This window comes from Flammeovirga sp. EKP202, assembly GCF_014534745.1.
Lineage (GTDB): Bacteria > Bacteroidota > Bacteroidia > Cytophagales > Flammeovirgaceae > Flammeovirga.
This window is the reverse complement of record NZ_JACVVP010000014.1, coordinates 116,975-136,336: the sequence shown is the minus strand read 5'-3', so window position 1 is coordinate 136,336 and position 19,362 is coordinate 116,975. Positions and strand designations below refer to the sequence as shown.

The following is a 19,362-nucleotide window of genomic DNA, read 5'->3' as shown; positions in this document are numbered from 1 at the left end:
AAAAATTCAAATTTAACACTTAAAAGTTTTGAACATTCACTTTAGGTGAAGTATCCTTCATTAAAAAATTAAAAGATTGACATTTCAATTACATTAGAATCTAAAAAAAAGGGATTTTGGATATAAAGACTTGAAAAAGGCAACCTTTCAAATACTTCCTCATTTCCAAACATCCTTGGATCGTTTTGTTCTATCAGTTTTTCATTCATAAAGGAAGACATTTCAGCCACACGATTTTTGTAAAGCGGTAGAGATATAAGGTTGTTGATACAATCCGGATCATTTTTTATATCATACAATTCATACCTCGTATTTTTCCCAAAAGTCATCTTCCAATATTTATCATTTTCATTTTTCGCTTTCAATATCCAAGATTGTGTTGGACTCATATCACCAGATAAATCCACAGCATTGATATTACTTTCATCAAAACTTTCAGAGTAATTGTGAAGGTATAAATACCCATCCATAATAATTCCTCTGACAGGATGATCATTTGGTATCACTTTATGAAAGTTATTTCTTTCTTTACCGAGTAAAACAAAATTTCTTTTTTCATTGACAAACCCTTCTTTTGTAGAGTATAAGAGATCTGTCAGTGACTTTCCAGTCATTTTTTTCATATCGGTTTTTGAGGGGTCAATACCTGCTACTTCTAAAAAAGTTGGAGCAAAATCAGCAAAAGACACATAATCATTAATGACTCTTCCAGGGTTGGTAATTCCTTTTCCCCACATCACCGCCAAAGGTAAATGAGTGCTTCTTTCATAGCCCATTCCTTGTACCCTTGGGAATGGCATTCCGTTATCCGATGTTACAATAACAATTGTATTGTCTAACTGATTATTTTTCTCCAGGCTTTCCAGCATTAAGCCTAGATGATAGTCACTGTATTCTACTTCAAGAGCATAATCTAACAAATCATGTCTTACGGTATCATTATCAGGCCAGAATTTATAAATTTCTTCTGAAGGAATATCCGACAGCTTTTTCCCTCCTATCTCCACACCTGACCTGAAAGTATACCCTCGTTGAGGTTCCTTTGATCCATACCAAAATGCCCATGGCTTTCCATCTTCTTGCTGGCTTAAGAAATACTCAAAGTTCTTTGCATAATTATCAGATGAAATCATTTTAGTTGGGGGGATCATCTTATATTTATTATATGACCTCCCCGTTAATAATCTCGACGATTCATTCCTTAATTCATTTTCATCTGATTCCCATCCTCTTCCTGTAAAACCTACATTATAACCATGCTTATTCAACGTTTCCACATAGGTTGTAAATTTTTCAGGAAAAAATATACTCTGACCTCCTCCTTCTTCCAACTGCCAAGTGTTTCTACCAGTAAGTATGATACTCCTTGATGGTCCACTTTTAGGAGTTGGAGTATAAGCATTCATAAACAATAATCCGTTTTGAGCCACTTTATCAAAAGCTGGTGTATTCACAAACTTTGATCCATAGGCACTCATAAACATACCTGCATCATCTGCCACACAGAATAGAATATTAGGTCTATTTTCTAATGGTTTATTTATTCTACTGCAACTAAACGTAAGTACTGTAAGAATTAGATAATGAATGAAATTAGACTTAAAAAATATGTTATAACGCTTTGTAGTAGACATAATTCAATATCAATAAGATTTCATACTTTTTTCGCTTTTGACAAATATTACCTTCCATCTTAAAAAAGACGTAACACTTTTATTCCTTTTTTTATGAAAAACATCTCCTAATCAACGGTATCGTACATTTCATTTTCGTATAAAACACCTACTTTTTAGTACAATAATAGTTCAAAACAATAACATAAAACACTGATAAACAACATACAAACTCAAAAGAACTATTATTACCCTGATTCATTTATTTATGTAACAGCTTCATGGCTATTTCCATCAAATCTCAATGTTGCTTTAGGAAAAGTCTAAACATATTTATTAAAAAAAACACAAGCACACAACATTAAGCATTGCAACCAATTACAGATAAATGGTCTTGTAAATAGAATGGAATATTTCAATATAACTTACATCTAGAGTAGCTTTAAGTACAACTCTTTTTACAATAGTGTTAATTATATCAAAAAGTGTTTATTTTGGTTGATTTTCAAATAATGTTTATTAAAACAAGCATTAACTTTACTGTATAAGTTTCGCTAAATAATAATTCTAATCCGTTGATATTCGAGTATATGACCATTAAATAAGCTACACAAAAAGTTCAGGGTTTTAATAGTTAAGAAAATGTTCTTTGAAGAGGTTATATCACATAATGACCATTTTTTGATATCTAAAAAGACTACTTTTTCAGTTTTTGACCTAAAATCCGCCCCTCTGACCTAAATGTCAAAAGTACATTTGTAGAAACAGTAAACTTATTTTTTTATTTATTTTAAGATGAAATGAAACTACGAAAAAGACATCACTGGCTCTTATTCTGCATGATTTTATTATCATTCAATTTCTCACAATCCGTCTACGGACAAGATCTTGTGCTAAAGGGTGTGATAAAAGATGCTGACACAGATGCACCTTTGCCATCTGCAATAGTTACGATTGATAAAACAGATAAAGGCACTGTTACTGACCTTGACGGTAAGTTTATGATTTCTGGACTTGAAATGGGGCAAACACTAAAGGTGAGTTATATAGGTATGAAAACCATCTATTGGGTTTTTAATGGAGAAACAGAAAAAAACTTTATACTAGAGAATGAAGAACAATTACTAAATGAAGTTGTAGTTGTCGGTTATGGTACTGTCAACAAAAGAGATTTAACAGGCGCTATCAGTTCTGTAAAAGAAGATGAAAACATCTCAAGACAGTTTAATTCTGTTGACCAATTACTACAAGGTAGAGTATCAGGTGTACAAGTAAGTGGTAACAGTGGTAACCCAGGAGGAGCTGTTTCAGTAAAAATTAGAGGAGTCAACTCTTTAAGAGGTAACAATGAACCTTTATATGTTGTAGACGGAGTAATTGTAAGTAGTGCAGGTGAAACTATGGAAAATGGTTCAAACGCTGCAACTGCATCTGCTGCTCCTATTAATGGTCTAGCAGGTATTAATCCACGAGATATTGCAGACATTGAAGTATTAAAAGATGCTTCTGCAACTGCAATCTACGGTTCAAGAGGTGCTAATGGTGTGGTATTAATCACCACTAAAAAAGGTGAAAAGGGTGATGCTAAAATAAATGTATATGCACAGACATCAATTAGTCAAAGTGCTAAAAACATTGATGTTTTAGACGGATATGAATTTGCGATGCTTTATAATGAAAGAAATATTCAAGAAGGATGGCAACCCATTTATAAATTAGACCATGACACCAGAGAAGTGTATGATGCTGCTACTGGTACCAAATATGATCAACACAACTGGCAAAATGAAGTTTTCCGTGATGCTGTAACATACAATACGGGTATGTCGATAAGCGGCGGTACAGAAAAGAGCAAGTATTACTTTTCAGTAGGATATGAAAATAAAGAAGGCTTAGTGCAGAGAGCACATCAACAAGGTGGGGATATGACATTCAATCTCAATCAAAAGCTTTCAAGAAAGTTTTCTTTAGATTTTAAGAATACCTTATTCTTTATGGAGGGAATGTTTCCACAAACCGGAAATAAAACAGGTGCTAATAACTCTTTGATCCACAGAACTGTTGCTCAAAACCCGTTAACAGGAGCAGGAATACAAGATGATGATAATAACGGTGAAGGCATTCAGAACACTCCAATTCAATTCTTAGAGAACAACGACGATATCACCAAACAACTTCGTAACATCACCTCTGTAAAACTAAACTACGACATTTCAAAGGGATTGAAATTCCAACTGAGAACTGGATTAGATTATAGAGATCAATCAAGAAAAATCTGGTACGGCCCTGGTACTTTCCAAGGTGATCAGTACAACGGTCTCTACAGTGAAATGGGACAAGATAGAACTAGTTACAATGTTGATGGTATATTAACTTACAGAAAGAGGTTTAATAAAAAACATAGAATCAATGCTACAGCAGTAGTTACTTTCGACAATATTGATAAGAATAATACCACTTATGTCATTTCTGATTTTGATAATAAATCAAGAAGAACTGAATCTCCTCAATTGGGTAAAGTAGTATTATCTCCTTATACTTATTTACCTTATAATGAAAACGTATTTTCTTATTTAGGTAGGGTTAATTATACTTTCAACAATAAGTATACACTTACAGCCAACTTTAGAGCAGATAAATCTTCTAAGTTTGCCGAAGGACATCAATGGGGCTTCTTCCCATCAGCATCAGCAGCTTGGTTTATCTCTGAAGAAACATTCTTAAAATCATCGGAAGTAGTTTCAGATTTAAAAATGAGAGCTGGTTGGGGTAGAACTGGTAATCAGGGTATTCCTCCATACAATACATTCCAAGGATATAATACTAACCTATATAGTGGTATTTCTAATGGTTCTATTGTAGGAACGATTCCTTCTAATATTCCAAATGCAGCCTTAACATGGGAAACAACAGAACAACTTAATATTGGCGTTGACTTTGGTTTACTCAAATCAAGAATTAACGGTACTTTAGATGTTTATCATAAAAATACACAAGACCTGCTACAAAGAATTGCTGCTCCTGCTTCTACAGGTTTTGATTTCTTCTATGTAAACAGAGGTCAGATGTATAATAGAGGTATCGAATTAAACCTTGAAGGTGTAATTCTTGATAGAACAGATTGGGGAATAACAGTAGGTGGTTCAATTACTAAAAACGTTACTGAATTAGGAGATCTAGGTTTACCTACATCTGGAATCTATATTGATGGTCAACTTATTCAAGAGCAATATTATTTAGGTGATAATGTTTCTAATACAATGGATGCCGCCAACATCTTCATCAAGGGACAACCTATTGGATTATTCTACGGCTATAAAACAGATGGTATTTATACATCTGATGAAGAAGCTAAAGCTGGGCCTACCTTCGGAACTGAAAATAAAGCAGGCGACCTTAGATTTGTTGATCAAAATGGTGATGGCAAAATTACTGCAGAAGATAAAACAATTATCGGTGACCCTAACCCTGATTTTATATACAGCTTCAGAACTACTTTCCGTTACAAGGCACTTTCATTAAGCATGTTATGGAGTGGTGTTCAAGGAAATGATGTATTAAATGCTAACAAAATTTTCTACACTTATACAAGGGGTGGTACTCAGTGGAGTATGAGCAAGGATGCCTATTATAATGCATGGTCTGAAGAAAATCCTCAAGGTACTCAACCAAGAATTCTTTTTGGCCAAGAAAATGTAATGGATAACTATGTTACTGACCAACTTATAGAAGATGGCAGTTACTTAAGGCTTGCCAATATCACATTATCTTATGACCTGCCAATCAAGTCATCTACTTTAGAAAAGATCAACCTTTACTTTACAGCATCAAATCCGTTTACGTTTACAAACTACAGCGGTTATGACCCAGAAGTAACGAATGATCTTTATAACGGTTCATTGATAGGAGTTGACTGGGGTGCCTATCCAAACGTGAGGTCTTACTTAGTTGGTTGCAATCTTACTTTTTAATTCCAACAACATAAAAACTATTCGAAATGAAATCAATATATAAACTAATCATAATTGGACTTTTGGGTATTGGATTTGGATGTTCCAACGAGGTTCTCCCTGTACTTACCGAAGATGAAGTCTATGGCACTATAGAAAGTCAAAAATCTGCTGTACTGGGAATGTATGGTACCATGTTGGACTTTAAGGGGTATGCCTCACAACAGCATGATGTCACGATGAATTCAGGCTTTTTCTATTCAGGTAAAAAAGATTATAATTTCACTATTGCCTCTTTAAATGCAGTAGCTACAGATATTCCTATCAATGATTCTTGGTTGAACTATTACAAAACGATCAATAGTGCCAATGATATCATTTATAATATCGAAAAAAGAAATGGTGGTGATATGTTAGCTGATGGTGTACCCACTGCTTCGAAAAACTATGTTGGCCAAGCTTATTTCATCAGAGCACTTAATTACTACAGGATCTTCCAATACTGGGGTGGAGCTCCGTTGAGAACATTGCCTGTTTCTATGGAAGAAGTTTACAAGGGCAGAGCGACAAAAACTGAAATGTTAGACCTTATCATCTCAGATTTAGAAATGGCTTCTGAATTAATGGCCGGTGAAGAACAAGAATTAGGTCTTCCAAAGAAATATGCAGCCAACTTCTTATTAGCAAAAGTATACAGTACGATTGCCTATGCTGCAGAAAGCAATGACGAATGGCTACAAGTGGAAGGATATACTGATCAAGGAAGTTCTGTATTCTGGGATAAGGCTTATGAAGAAGGTATAAAAGTACATCAAAAATATAGCTTAGTACCTCGTTATGGAGATCTATGGGAACTACAGACGGGTAATAATACTTCTGAATCTATTTTTGAAATACAATTCAGTATTACATCTGCTACTCAGACTTCTTTTTATAGAACTTACACACCTAAATCATATACAATGGGAGTTAACAATTTTGGAAGATTGTATGCAAACCCTGAGTTGTATGACAAAATGGTAGAAGAATCTCCTGAAGATCCTCGTATCGGTGAAACATTTATGAACAGATATGTTGGTTATAAAATACTTGACGATGGTAGTATTGGACAAAATGGTTGGGAAACACTTCACTATCCTGAAAGAAAGGTAGGAGGTGTAGTATCTAGAACTAATTTGGCTACCGGGTTTGTACCTTTACATAAGCTCATGCAAAGAGATAGAACTGCTACGACAGTTACAGCAAATAAGAACTGGGTGGTTTTCAGATATGCAGATTACCTCTTGATGATGGGAGGTATTGCTAACAAAAAAGGGTTGTCTGGTGAGGCTACTTCATATGTCAATGAAGTATTAGGAAGAGCTAGAAACTCGGGTGAAACAGCTACCGAATTTCCTAAAGATTGGGCTCCAATGGGACAAGATGAATTTGACTTAAAACTTTTCTGGCAAAGAAGATTAGAGCTTGTAGGTGAAGGAACTGATTGGTTTGATGCAAGAAAAAGAGGTTACAACTTCTTTAAAACAAATGTGATTGACAGACATAATGACTTTGTACAAGGTCCTTTAGGTGTTCCATCAATAGACGTTACTTACCCTGATAATACAAAAGTAATGTATTTGCCTATTCCTAACGATGAAATTAATTCCAATTACCTTATCAGTGGTGCTGATCAAAACCCTGGATACTAATATTAAATTGACACAAGTATGAAAAATAGATTTATATATATAGGTTTTCTTTTCTTTTTGACTGTAAATTTTCTGAGCTGTCAAAAAGAACTTGAAACTCCGGATCATCTAAAAAATATCAATGCACAAACACCTTATAACTTAAAGTATGAAAATGTAGATATAGGGTATGTGGATACGATTTTTGTACCCAATCCTACTTGGGATGGTACTTCGTATGTAAACTTCTTTTTAGATTCAGTTTCTTCAGATGTAGAAGATTTTGATCAGGAACAGTTCCAAAACTTAATTCAAGTCGACAGAGCTACTGGTGAAATTATTCTAACTTCTACTGCAAATGTTGATCTAGGAAAACAAGCATATGGAAACTATGTGATGAAAATAAGAATGGATTACAAAGGTGGTTCTGTTTATCAAGATAGTGCTTGTACAGTTCAAATAATGGAATTACCATTTACTTTTGATTATTCTGAAGCTCCTTCTGAAATAGCTTTTACGAAAGAAGGTTTATTTGCAACTCCAAAATTCAATGACCTAGAAGGTTATACTATTACAGAAATCACATACTCTCCTGCGATTGAGGGTATTTCAATTGATACGTTAGGACAACTTTCCAAAACAGGTTTAGAAACACCTGTTGGTGATTATACTATCAGTCTTCAAGTAGAAACTGACCGTGGTCCTAAGACTTTATCTGAAGTTTATAGTTTTACTTTAAATCCAATTGCAATTGATCTTACTTATGAAGATACTGAGGTTGATTTCATGACAATCGGTGAGATTGCTTCACCTACTATAAGTACTGAAGAAGAAATTGATCTTGCTGACATTACTTATTCAATTACTGACAATAAAGGTAATGAAACAGGTGACATCAGCATTGATGAAAATACTGGTATAATTTCTAAAAATGGATTTAATGTACCAAACGGTACAACCTATTACAATGTAACATTGACAACTCCTGTTGGAGAATTGGTAGTAGAAGATGCTTTAAAAATGATAGTCGCAGATAAACCTGTTATCACTTACTTAGGTAATGGTCAAGTTGGGGATCAATTGACAAAGGCTAAGTTATCACCTTGGACGGCAATGAATGCTTCTATTAATAGTGATCCTGTTACAGAGAATCCAGTTTATAAATTAAAATCTACTCCATTTGAAGGAATTTCTATTGATGCAACTACGGGAGAAATCAGTGTTGTCGAAAACAGTAATATTCCTGATGGTAACTACCCTATTATTGTAACGGTTGAAATAATGTTGGATGGAGAAACTTATCCAATTGATTTTGAAGTTTTTGAAATTGAGGTAACTACTACATGGGAAGATCACTTCTTTACAGATTTTGAATTTGCGAGTGACGCACAACAAAAATTCAAAATAGATTCTGACAATGCGTATGGTTTCAGATCTCAAGAATTTGGTGACTATCATTTTGTTAGAACCAATAATGGAGTAAAATTAGAGTGGGTAGCAGGTAAGAGAGAAAACTTTGGAGAAACTGTCACAAAGTCTGCTATGAGTAATGTCTTCGAATGGTCATCTTCTGTAGATAGAGGTAGATCGGGGTTAATAAAAAACATTGATGTTGAAGCAGACTGGAGACGCGTTGAAGTAAGTTTTACGGAACAATACAATAACCAAACGCCTGTTTTTGATAGATATGTAATGTTTGGATATAATAATGATCCTGCCACAGTTTACAATGAATCTGATTGGACTACTATTAACGGTTTGACTTGGAGTTCTAGTGCTAATTGGCCTGGAAATGCTAATGATTTAGACGAAAGAAACCTAATAGAATTAACCATTGAAGGTGACGACCTTGTAGCTAATCAAACTCTAAATGTAATGAGTATGATAGAAGTTACTGAAAAAGCTTCAGGCGTCAGCCTAGCTTGGGGACTTGACAATTACTATGTAAAAGTTGCTAAAACTTTTGATGTAGAATATGAATAAGTAATCAACAATAAATAGAGTGTTTATATAGCTTAATCCCTCAGGTCTTTATGATTTGAGGGATTTTTTTATAAATAAAGTAAATGCATGTTGAAAATTGATTTAACCGTAATCATAGCTCATATCTTGATTAGATTATTTCATTAGTTACCCTAGGTTTAAACAATGACAGTTTACAGAATTATTTTAAACTTATTATTCAAGAATCAAAAGCATTTTAAAAAATCAATTATTAGTACTTATCAAAGCTCTTGATCATGTTAAAAGTTATACTTCAATGATATGGATGATTAGTCTTTAGACAAAAAAAGACAACTATCACTTCTCCTAGATTATATTCCTTTGGAATGTTTTTGGTGTAATTTCACAATGTTAGAATAACTCTACCTTTAATGAAAAAAAGGCACCCCTAAAAAGAAGAGATGCCCTAAAACAAATTGAATTATATCAGTACTAGAAAAATAGTTTTCAGCTTAGTACTTGATATTCTATTGTTACTAATTATTTAATGATTAACTTCTTGGTAAGTTTCTGATCATCAATCAACAGCACTACATGATAAACTCCTGGAGGTAAATCACTTAATTTATAATGGGACTGAGATTGTCCAAAATGTTTTACTTGAATACCGTTGATGGTGTAAATCGTAAGTTGATCAACTTCTTGGTTTATTCTAAGATATTCGTTTGCAGGGTTTGGATAAAGGGTAATTGACTCTAATAAAGGGTCGATTGAAGTGATTTCACTTAATTTCCATTTAGCATAAAGAGTCAAATCACCAATATTTCCTTTTTCTATTGAAGAAATTGGCTGAGTGAATTCTTCATCCATAAACCATCCCATAAATTTATAATTGTCTTTTTGAGGGTCTAGAAGGTTAATTTCAGAAAGAATAGTATAATTAAGAGGGTTTTCATGAGTACCTCCATCATTGTAATTAATAGAATACTCTGCAATGGAAAACTTCGCATATAAAGTTAAATCACCTGTAGTACCCGTAGTAATTTCTAAGATTTGTTCTTCAAAATCGGAATCATTAAACCACCCCTCAAAATGGAACCCTTCTTTTGAAGCATCTGTTAATACAATAGTTTCTGAGTTGGAATTATACTGAGTTACATTTGTATGCTCGCCTCCATCTGTATAATAACTTATACTAAAAGTTTGTACAGACTCTTGCAAATAAGTATCAAAGTCGAATACTTTTAAATAATCCTCGGTAACATTTTCAATTACAAATGCTGGGGCATAAAAACCTTCCGGTAGATTATCCAATTGAGGAGTTAAAGTAACTAAACTTCCTTCTTCCACATAAAAACTTACCACACCCAATAATGGGTATGTTGACTCAAACGGGCCTTCAACGAGTAAACTACCACTTCCATTTTCAAATTCTACACTTATCAACACCGTATTTTCTGCTTTTGGAACAGCTTCGTATGAGGTCTCTAAATTACTCGTATTTCTTGCATATAGAGTTCCATTACTACCATACCATACATCAGTGGGTTCGCCATCTAAAATCGTTGAAGGAAGTGTAATGGAAGTGAAATTATTTTCTAAAAATGCATTCTGACCAATCAATAATAAATTATTGGGTAACTCTACTGCATCTAAATCATTTCCATAAAAAGCTTCTTCTTTAATTTCTTGTAATGTACTAGGCAATGTAACACTTGTTAGACCAGAATTTCGGAATGCTCCCACGCCTATTGATGTCACTGTCATATTATTAATTGTAGAGGGTATTTCTATAGCTCCAACAGGACCATAATATTCTTTGATTTCCCCATCTTCAAATAAGTAATCATTGAGTTTTATAGCTCTAACCATTGATACTACTAATTCATTGCCCTCTTGATCAGCTTCTAACGTAAAATCAAAATTATGATCCATACTATTGGCCTGCATCTTTGAAACTATAAATGTGGTTGTTTTCAATTCTCCATCACCTGTCAATGCTACTTGATACTTTTGCTCACCTGCATTCGATTTCAACACCAAATTTCCTTCCCCTTCATCAAAATAAGTTACTTTAATGGCCAAACGATTTTCTTTTAACCATCTATCATCAATATCAAAACCTATTTTAGCTCCTTTTCTAGCAATGTAATCATAATATTTATCCTCAAATACCATCCACATTTTAATGGATTGTTGAATTTGAACATCAGGAGTAGTAGTATACCCTTCTGCATCCCTTTGATACAACCACCTTTCGAAGTTTTTCATCTCAATTCCTTCATTTTTTTCTGTTTTTGTAAAGGATCTTTTGGGGCTTGCTGTATCGTTATTTTTATATGTTTTATGGTCCATGTAAGATGTACCAAGGTAAGTCCACACATCAGGTGTATCTTCTACTGTCCTCCCCAATTCTTGTGCTATAAAGGGAAGCATTTGTGGCATAAGGTGACCAGTTGTATGTATATAACTACACCTCATCTGCAATGCTCTTAAATTACTTATAAAATAACGATAGGTAAATGAGTTGGTCGTTGCCCCAAATCTGTAACCTCTTTCCGGTGTCGCCCAAGCTGGTTCATATTCTTCATTGACCTCACCATGAAAGCCCCCATGACTAACAATTGGTGACGATTCATCAAGTATTAAATATCCATCTTCGTCAATAGATTGTCCCAAATCATGATTGGGTATATTGTAAAGGTACATTTCTACAAAACCTCTCCTTACACCAAAACCATAATCAAACCCATAATGACTCGTACCTCCCATAAATACTTTATGTTCAATACCATCAAATGCATTCTGCCATGCATCTAGTCTCTCTCTAACATGTGTTTCCGCATCATTTTTTTCCCATTCTTTCTCACCGTGAGGACCTATTCCTTCATCTCCAAAAGAATGAGATGCATACCCTACATAGGCTGCTTTTACCATTTGAGGAATACCACTTTCTGCTAGCGCATTTACTAACTCTAAATATTGTGCATGAAATATAGGGTCTGATGGATCGAAATTCAGGTTGTCGCTTGTCTTATCTCTTGGTAATAAACTTGCTCCCAAATCCTCCAACCAAAGTGGAGCTTCTCCATCCACACCGTTTCCTCTTTCTTTTGAATGTGCTAGAATCCTCAATACAATATCTACTCCTTGACTATTGGCTTGTTGAATACTCCCTATGACTGTAGAAAAGTCAATCTGCCCTTCCACCTTTTCTAAATCTCTCCATTTTACCCAAAGAAGCCCTACTGGATTTCCTTCAAATTGTAATTTCGGAGCATCGAAGTCTTTAAATGACCCATCATCCTTAAAATAGATATTTCGTTGGAGAGCAATTAAACTATTTGATGCTGGTATAACATCATTAGGCAGTGACCAATCCCAACCGTCGACTGTATGTGGAGAAGCGTTCCATAATTGAGCTTCAATATTTTGTACATCAGAAAACTCAAGATAATTATAAGATGGCCAATAAGGATATGTACTTTCTGGTAATACATTAGGGTTGATATCAAGGATATCTTGTGGAACATCTTGTGATAAGAGAGAAAATGGAAGGAAATAAAAGAGTCCCAACCAAATAAGTAACTCATAATTTTGTTTCATACTTTCTATGTTAGTTAAAAAAGCCAATAGAATAAATCTATGTTATTAGGTGTACAATTTCTGATTTTTAAGATTTTGGAAAGGGATTGATTTTAGCCATTTATGACAAAAAATAGTGCAAGATGAGGGTAAAAAATGTTCACGAATTTGTTTTTAAATGACTTAAATAAATTGAATAGGCAATCACAATAACCTTTGCTTTTTTTTAATGCTTATTTCTACCCCTTTTCTTCTATCAAAGCACCTACCCTTCTACCTCGTAAATCGCACATCACTAAGTTATTATTGGATTTTATCACGAAAATTTAAAGCTTTTTTATTATTCAGGAATCTTTTTTATGCTAAAGGGAGTAATCACTATGTATAAAACTCAAGAACCTAATACCATGCTCAAAAACAAAACAACAACATTATTATTATCGCTCTTTTTATTCTTTACATCCTGTAATTTAAGTGACCCTCACGGAATAAAGAAACTCGTTAAATTAGATCAAGAAGACGTTATAGAAATCACTCTTAATAATTTTGACAAAGAAACTAAACCACCGATCTACAGGTATAAAAGTGGTGAAGTTATTTCTCTTGATAAAATAAAAAAGACCGACCCGTTAGAATGGGGATATGATTATTATGCATCATCCAACCATGAAATTAAGGTTGTGATACTAAGAAAACCTACCCATGAAGACACTTTGTTTCAAAGACGATTAATCGCCGCTATTAAAGAAAGAAAACGTACAGATGTTGAGTTAGTAGATATTGATTGTGATAAAATTGATAAGATGTTAGCACACATTCGCTTTATGGATCAGGAAAATAGATCAAGTGGAATGGTGAATGAAAATATCGAATTAGAAAATCTCACCAAAGTGGTAAGTATTTTAGAAATATGCGGAATGCCTACTGTGGAAGAAGTCGGAAATAATGGTATAAATACGGTTTGGATTATCATTCAGCACGCCGGACCTCATTACCGCTCTAAATATTTCCATCTGTTTGAAGATGCAACCGAAAGGGGTGATTTGCAACCTTATAAGCTTGCCATGATGGAAGATATGATATTCCTTGATAGTGGAAAACCACAAAAGTACGGTTCTCAAATTGTTTTTAATTCAAAAACAGGTGAGATGGAAATCTATTCTCTTCAAGACCCTGCCAATGTAAATCACAGAAGAGCACAAGTAGGTTTGGAACCTATTGAAGATTACATGGGGCAATTTGAGAGTGAAGAATAAGTAATTAAAATCTGCTCTAAGGAAGGTTGACTTATTTTTTCAGCAAAGTCTCAAGCTCTGCTAGCTTCTGTTGTCTTATAAATGAAAAAGTAATAAGGTCTTTTTGTTCTATCTCTGATAGTATTTTGTAAGCAGCATTGAAGTATTTTTTGTCTTGGGTTAGCTTTCCTTTATAAATTAAAACATCATTTAAAAGTTCTAATTCCTTGAAGTCTGTTTTAGAAGAAAGGTCCATCATTTTTAATGTTATCTCTTCTTCTGAATCAGACTCATTGACTTTTAGTACCTCTACTAAGTATTTGTCTATGGTCAATGCCATTTCTTCAAAATGAAGCTCAAGGTCTATTCCTGTAAATCGGAGCATAATTTTCTCCAAGCTACGGATCATCCTCTGTAAAAAATCTCTTTTATCTTGTAACATAACTAACTGCTATTCAACGAATGTGAACATTAAGTTAGCAAAGAAATTCCATAACATTACTACTCCTACTGCTAAAACTTTAGCAATGTAAAAATTCATTTTAAAACGCTCGTGTAACAACCAAATAATGGCATTACTAAAGAGAAGACCAATTATGGAAACACCAAAAAACTTCATGTATTGAAGCCCAATATTGGCATCTTGACTTTCAAAAGTCCAGTTTCTATTCAGTATATAATTACTTGTTGCCGCTAATATAAAACCAAGGCTATTGGCCAAATATTTATGTCCCTTTAGCTTTTCTTTTACAAGGTAAGTAGTTCCAAAATCAACAAATAAGCCAGAAAAACCAACTACACCAAACTTCAGAAACTTATAGAATAAGGCTTCCCAATCCATTTTGTTTGTTATACGCTATGATTAATTTGAGTAAAAGTAAAAAGAAGGTCTTATTTCGAAAAATAATGACCTTCTTTTATTATTTTGTTCAAAGAAAATTAATCTTTGTGACTTTCTCTATTGCTGTTTCTACGTCTGTTTCCACCGCCGCTATTACGACGATCTCCACCTCCGTATCCATTTCTACGGCGATCTCCTCCGCCACCATTGTAGCGACGACGATCTCCTCCGCCGCCACCGCGACGGCCACCACCACCGCGACGGCCACCGCCACCACCAGTAGTGTTAGATACTTCAACATCAATTTTTCTACCATTGAATTCTAAAGTACCCATACCTTTGATTACATCATCCTCTCTACCTTGAGCAACCTCAAAGAATGAGAAGTTTTGTTTCAAGTCGATTCTTCCGATATCGATACGATCACCACGAACACCTTTGTTGATCAAGTCAATAAGGTCCCTTGGAGATACTTCGTCACGCTTACCTAAGTTGATAAAGAAACGAGTGAAACCTGACTCTGCATTACGTCTGAAGTTTTCACCTCTTTCACGAGAGTTCGTATTATCTCTACGATCATGAACGTTAAGGTCTCTTGCACCTCTGTAGTACTCTAAGAAACGGTTGAATTCTAAAGCAACGAAACGATTGATAATCTCCTCACGGCTTAAGTCTTCTAATTTCTCATATACTTTTGGTAAGTACTCCTCAATTTCCTCTTCTACCATCTCCACACTGTGCATACGGTCTACTAAATGGAATAGTTGACGCTCACAAATTTGAGGACCAGAAGGAATTGGATCCATGATGAATGATTGCTTCAATACACGTTCGATCGCTCTCAAACGGTGCTTTTCACGCATATGAATGATAGCAATTGAAGTACCATCTCTACCAGCTCTACCTGTACGACCTGAACGGTGATTGTACGTTTCGATATCGTCTGGCAAGTTGTAGTTGATTACGTGAGATAAATCGTTTACGTCCAAACCACGAGCCGCAACGTCAGTCGCTACTAGTAGTTGTAAAGTACGCTGACGGAATTTACCCATCACATAATCACGTTGTGCTTGTGATAAATCACCATGCAATGCGTCTGCATTGTAACCATCTTGCATCAAACGCTCTGCTACGTCTTTTGTTTCTTGTCTTGTACGACAGAAAACAATACCGTAAATATTTGGATTGTAATCCACTACACGTTTTAAAGCTTCGTATCTATCTTGAGCTCTTACAGTGTAGCAGTAGTGTTTTACATTTTTGTTACCCGTATTTTTAGTACCAACAGTTACCTCTTTAGGATCTGTCATGTAGTTTGAAGCAATACGAGCTACTTCTCTTGGCATAGTTGCTGAGAACAACCATACATTTTTGTCTTCTGGAGTTTCTTCAAGAATCGCATCAAGCTCATCTTTGAAACCCATTTTCAACATTTCATCCGCTTCGTCAAGTACTACTGTCTCTACTTCAGAGATGTTTACTTTGTTTCTACGGATTAAATCGTGCATACGTCCTGGAGTGGCCACAATTACATGTGCACCTTTGTTCAACTGACGGATTTGTTGGTCAATTGGAGCACCACCGTAAACGGCAACGATTTTTAAACCTTTAAGCTTTGTAGAGAAGTTTTCAAGATCTTTTGCGATCTGAAGTCCAAGTTCACGAACTGGACATAGAATTAACCCTTGTACCTTTTTGTTTGAGACATCAACACGGTGTAGGAGTGGAAGGCCGAATGCTGCAGTTTTACCCGTTCCTGTTTGTGCTAAACCTACTAAATCAAGTTCTTCTGTTAATAAAGTTGGGATTACTTCTTCTTGTATTGGTGTAGGTTGTTCAAAACCGAGCTCTGCTACTGCTTCTTGCAATTCTTCTTTAAGCCCTAATTCACTAAATTTTGTCATTTTTTGTTTTTTAAGACGCTTCCTTCCATACTACTATAAGTTTAAGTACTAGATTGAATATTACTTCTCTCATAATCCTTATTCTTTGTCGGCGGACAACCAACAGTTATGATGATGCGGACAAAAGCGCTACAGTTTCCTAATTGAACCGCAAAGGTAGTCTATTTATTTTTTGTTTTGCTAGTTAACGACACAAACGTTTATAAATGAGAGCAATTATTTTTACTTTTTTTCCATCATTAACAAAAAAAGAGCTTATTTCAAGCTCTTTCTTCAAATATCTCTTCTTAAAAATGACAATATTACAAGTGTCTCTAATACACTAGGTTACCTTCAATAGAATAGTGTTTATCGCCTAAAAAGACAATCGTCTGTATGCCTTCAATGGCATAACTTTTTAACTTTTGACCTTCAGAAAACACTAACTGCCCTTCTTTTTCTGTAGCGTAAAGAGAATTATCGGTCAACATTTTGAAAGCGATCTTCAGAAGTTCGCCATCCGAATTTTTCTCTATTTCCATCCATCGGACTAATTCTCTTGGACCACTGGCTTCAAATCTTGTAAGTGTTCCTCCATCAGATTTATTCTGTATTGATTTCTGATAGCTGTTTTTTAAAATGGGCTTATTGATATCCGCATCTTCAAAAACTTCCAATTCATCCTCCCAATTAATAGTAGAGGAAGCAACTTTGTCTTCTTGTCCATCATAGAGTACTTTTTTCTCTACAGCAGGCGATGTTCGGCTTAAATCCTTTACGGCTGAATCAACAACACTTGTGAGATCGAAGTTATAAACTTCTTCAGTGTCTTGAATTTTATCTAATTGGGCACAGCTAAATAAAGAACTAAGTATAAAGTGAATAATGGTAATTTGAACGAACAATTTCATGTTAAATAGTAAAGGTGATAGTAGAATAAGTACAAAATACAGAAGTTGATTTTCAATATTTTATCTTTTGAAGATGTACCTATATTATTTCCAAAAAATTTCAATATGACGGTCTCCCGTCCAAAGTGTAGTGCTTATGGATTTTTTAGTTTTCTTAACTTTCCATGCATCGTTATTCAAATATATGAATTCTTGCTTAATAACAACAGTTTCTGATACTTTATGATAAGCAATTAACAAAGTGCCTTCACCTTCTTGAGGTATAATTTCAATATTTTTCTCATTTTGAGCATGAATTATTTCGGTCTGATTTTCTAGCGGTATCCCTTTTAAAATATTGATCGCTTTGCCTGCATTCGGAACACCGTAACCTACATAGTTATTACCGTAAGGGTAAAACCAAGAAGACTGAATAATAGCTCCCCTAATTTCTTTCGCTGTCGCCTCTGGTTTCATTTGCCACAAACAAGCCGCAAGACCCGTAATTACTGGAGCTGAAAAAGAGGTTCCAAACAGTGAATAACAAGAAACTTCGGGTTTAATATACTCCAGGAAAGTTGGTCCGAGACTACTGTAGCTTGCCTTCACTCCTGATTTTGTTGTTGCCCCAACACTCAATACTCCTTTGGCATCTGCGGGAGCACTGATGATTTTCCAATTGGAATCTCCTTCATTCCCTGCCGAAACCACCAACAACACATCTTTTTCTTGAGTCGCTACTTCTGCTGCTTTCGTCACCATAGAAGTTTCTCCATCCATCTGAGAAGGAAGATAATTTTCATCTTTAAGATCAAAACCATTCGTATAGCCCAAAGAGCTATTGATCAGTTTAATTCCTAAAGAATCTACCATCCATTCCAAAGCCATAATCCAATTTTCTTCCTCACTCCTCGATTCTTTATCACCGTGATCTGTTCTCGCTAAATAAAAATTACTTTTATCTGCCAATCCGTACCTCATATTACCTTCTTGCCCCGCAATCATTCGTAAAACGGTAGTACCATGACTATCTGAACTCGTCCTTTTGGTTCCAAAGAAAGTTTGGCTTGTCGTTGATGGACCTGACAGGTAATCCTTAAAACCTAAAACTCGTTCGTCTTTAAAAATATGTTTTAGATAAGTATTTTTAGTGGCATTATAATATCCTGCATCAATCACGCCTACCGTTACCCCACTTCCATCCAACTTCAAATCATAAATGCTTTTAGGTTGGATTTGCTTTACTGTATAGGAGGACTGCTTAAAATCACTTTCTTGATGAATACTCGCTAGTTTCCAACCTCTATTGACGGGCTTAACTTCTTTGATAAAAGAAAGGCTTTTTAGCTGATCTAACTCTTTTTTTGATGTAATCTCAACTGTCACGGCATTAAGCCAATTGGATTTCGTTTGGGCGAAAAAGTCTTGCTCGTGCAATGCTTCAATATATTCTTGGCAGATGGATTGGTTAAAAATTTCTAAATCTTCATTATTACACTTATCTACAAAAACAACCCAAAAACGTTGGTTTTCGTCAGCGAAAACTGGAAAAACAGTAAAAAGGATGAAAAAATAGCTTAAGAATAGCCTTCTAAGCCGTTTTTCTCCTGAAAAAAAAACAGAATAAATATCCAGTCTTATTGTCATCTAGTTTTGAAAATTCAATGGAAGAAGTAAATTCGAATTAAGTAGCAGTACAAGCGTATTGCCGCTTAACTTGACGAAAAGTTAATCATAAATATTAATATATA

General features: G+C 34.7%; 11 protein-coding genes. 4 read left to right on the top strand and 7 right to left on the bottom strand.

Going from position 1 to position 19,362, the window contains the following annotated elements; translation table 11 throughout:
• Positions 1-68: 68 nt before the first annotated feature.
• Positions 69-1,634: a sulfatase gene (locus IC221_RS10955; protein ID WP_188169009.1), complete on the bottom strand. Its 1,566-nt coding sequence runs from the start codon at positions 1,632-1,634 to the stop codon at positions 69-71.
• A 779-nt stretch (positions 1,635-2,413) separates the two neighbouring features.
• On the opposite strand from IC221_RS10955, the gene IC221_RS10950 reads away from it, so the two are divergent.
• The 3 genes from IC221_RS10950 to IC221_RS10940 are packed head-to-tail and all read left to right on the top strand — an operon-like array spanning position 2,414 to position 9,216.
• Complete coding sequence (locus IC221_RS10950) at positions 2,414-5,584, top strand: TonB-dependent receptor (protein ID WP_188169008.1); 3,171 nt, start codon at positions 2,414-2,416, stop codon at positions 5,582-5,584.
• A gap of 26 nt (positions 5,585-5,610) precedes the next feature.
• On the top strand, positions 5,611-7,254 hold the full coding sequence (locus IC221_RS10945) for a RagB/SusD family nutrient uptake outer membrane protein (RefSeq protein WP_188169007.1): 1,644 nt from the start codon (positions 5,611-5,613) through the stop codon (positions 7,252-7,254).
• Between the two features lie 18 nt (positions 7,255-7,272).
• On the top strand, positions 7,273-9,216 hold the full coding sequence (locus tag IC221_RS10940; protein WP_188169006.1) for a hypothetical protein: 1,944 nt from the start codon (positions 7,273-7,275) through the stop codon (positions 9,214-9,216).
• A 501-nt stretch (positions 9,217-9,717) separates the two neighbouring features.
• Here the strand turns inward: IC221_RS10940 and IC221_RS10935 are convergent.
• Positions 9,718-12,783, bottom strand: coding sequence for an InlB B-repeat-containing protein (locus IC221_RS10935; protein ID WP_188169005.1), 3,066 nt, complete (start codon positions 12,781-12,783; stop codon positions 9,718-9,720).
• A gap of 359 nt (positions 12,784-13,142) precedes the next feature.
• Here IC221_RS10935 and IC221_RS10930 point away from each other — a divergent pair, with 359 nt between their 5' ends.
• Complete coding sequence (locus tag IC221_RS10930; protein ID WP_188169004.1) at positions 13,143-14,018, top strand: DUF6624 domain-containing protein; 876 nt, start codon at positions 13,143-13,145, stop codon at positions 14,016-14,018.
• Between the two features lie 31 nt (positions 14,019-14,049).
• On the opposite strand, the gene IC221_RS10925 is transcribed toward IC221_RS10930, so the two are convergent.
• From IC221_RS10925 to IC221_RS10905, 5 genes are all read right to left on the bottom strand, one after another.
• Positions 14,050-14,439 (bottom strand): hypothetical protein, encoded by a 390-nt coding sequence (locus IC221_RS10925; RefSeq protein ID WP_188169003.1) that lies wholly within the window; start codon positions 14,437-14,439, stop codon positions 14,050-14,052.
• Positions 14,440-14,448: 9 nt separating this feature from the next.
• Positions 14,449-14,838, bottom strand: a complete 390-nt coding sequence (locus IC221_RS10920) for a GtrA family protein (protein WP_044201099.1) — start codon at positions 14,836-14,838, stop codon at positions 14,449-14,451.
• A gap of 98 nt (positions 14,839-14,936) precedes the next feature.
• Positions 14,937-16,742: a DEAD/DEAH box helicase gene (locus tag IC221_RS10915; protein ID WP_188169002.1), complete on the bottom strand. Its 1,806-nt coding sequence runs from the start codon at positions 16,740-16,742 to the stop codon at positions 14,937-14,939.
• Positions 16,743-17,056: 314 nt separating this feature from the next.
• Positions 17,057-17,632 (bottom strand): hypothetical protein, encoded by a 576-nt coding sequence (locus IC221_RS10910; RefSeq protein ID WP_188169001.1) that lies wholly within the window; start codon positions 17,630-17,632, stop codon positions 17,057-17,059.
• Positions 17,633-17,716: 84 nt separating this feature from the next.
• On the bottom strand, positions 17,717-19,258 hold the full coding sequence (locus tag IC221_RS10905) for a S8 family serine peptidase (protein ID WP_188169000.1): 1,542 nt from the start codon (positions 19,256-19,258) through the stop codon (positions 17,717-17,719).
• Positions 19,259-19,362 lie beyond the last annotated feature (104 nt).

Excerpts from the sequence above, each read along its gene's own strand:
- IC221_RS10955 (WP_188169009.1), bottom strand. The coding sequence starts at position 1,634 with ATGTCTACTACAAAGCGTTATAACATATTTTTTAAGTCTAATTTCATT.
- IC221_RS10950 (WP_188169008.1), top strand. The coding sequence starts at position 2,414 with ATGAAACTACGAAAAAGACATCACTGGCTCTTATTCTGCATGATTTTA.
- IC221_RS10945 (WP_188169007.1), top strand. The coding sequence starts at position 5,611 with ATGAAATCAATATATAAACTAATCATAATTGGACTTTTGGGTATTGGA.
- IC221_RS10940 (WP_188169006.1), top strand. The coding sequence starts at position 7,273 with ATGAAAAATAGATTTATATATATAGGTTTTCTTTTCTTTTTGACTGTA.
- IC221_RS10935 (WP_188169005.1), bottom strand. The coding sequence starts at position 12,783 with ATGAAACAAAATTATGAGTTACTTATTTGGTTGGGACTCTTTTATTTC.
- IC221_RS10930 (WP_188169004.1), top strand. The coding sequence starts at position 13,143 with ATGTATAAAACTCAAGAACCTAATACCATGCTCAAAAACAAAACAACA.
- IC221_RS10925 (WP_188169003.1), bottom strand. The coding sequence starts at position 14,439 with ATGTTACAAGATAAAAGAGATTTTTTACAGAGGATGATCCGTAGCTTG.
- IC221_RS10920 (WP_044201099.1), bottom strand. The coding sequence starts at position 14,838 with ATGGATTGGGAAGCCTTATTCTATAAGTTTCTGAAGTTTGGTGTAGTT.
- IC221_RS10915 (WP_188169002.1), bottom strand. The coding sequence starts at position 16,742 with ATGACAAAATTTAGTGAATTAGGGCTTAAAGAAGAATTGCAAGAAGCA.
- IC221_RS10910 (WP_188169001.1), bottom strand. The coding sequence starts at position 17,632 with ATGAAATTGTTCGTTCAAATTACCATTATTCACTTTATACTTAGTTCT.
- IC221_RS10905 (WP_188169000.1), bottom strand. The coding sequence starts at position 19,258 with ATGACAATAAGACTGGATATTTATTCTGTTTTTTTTTCAGGAGAAAAA.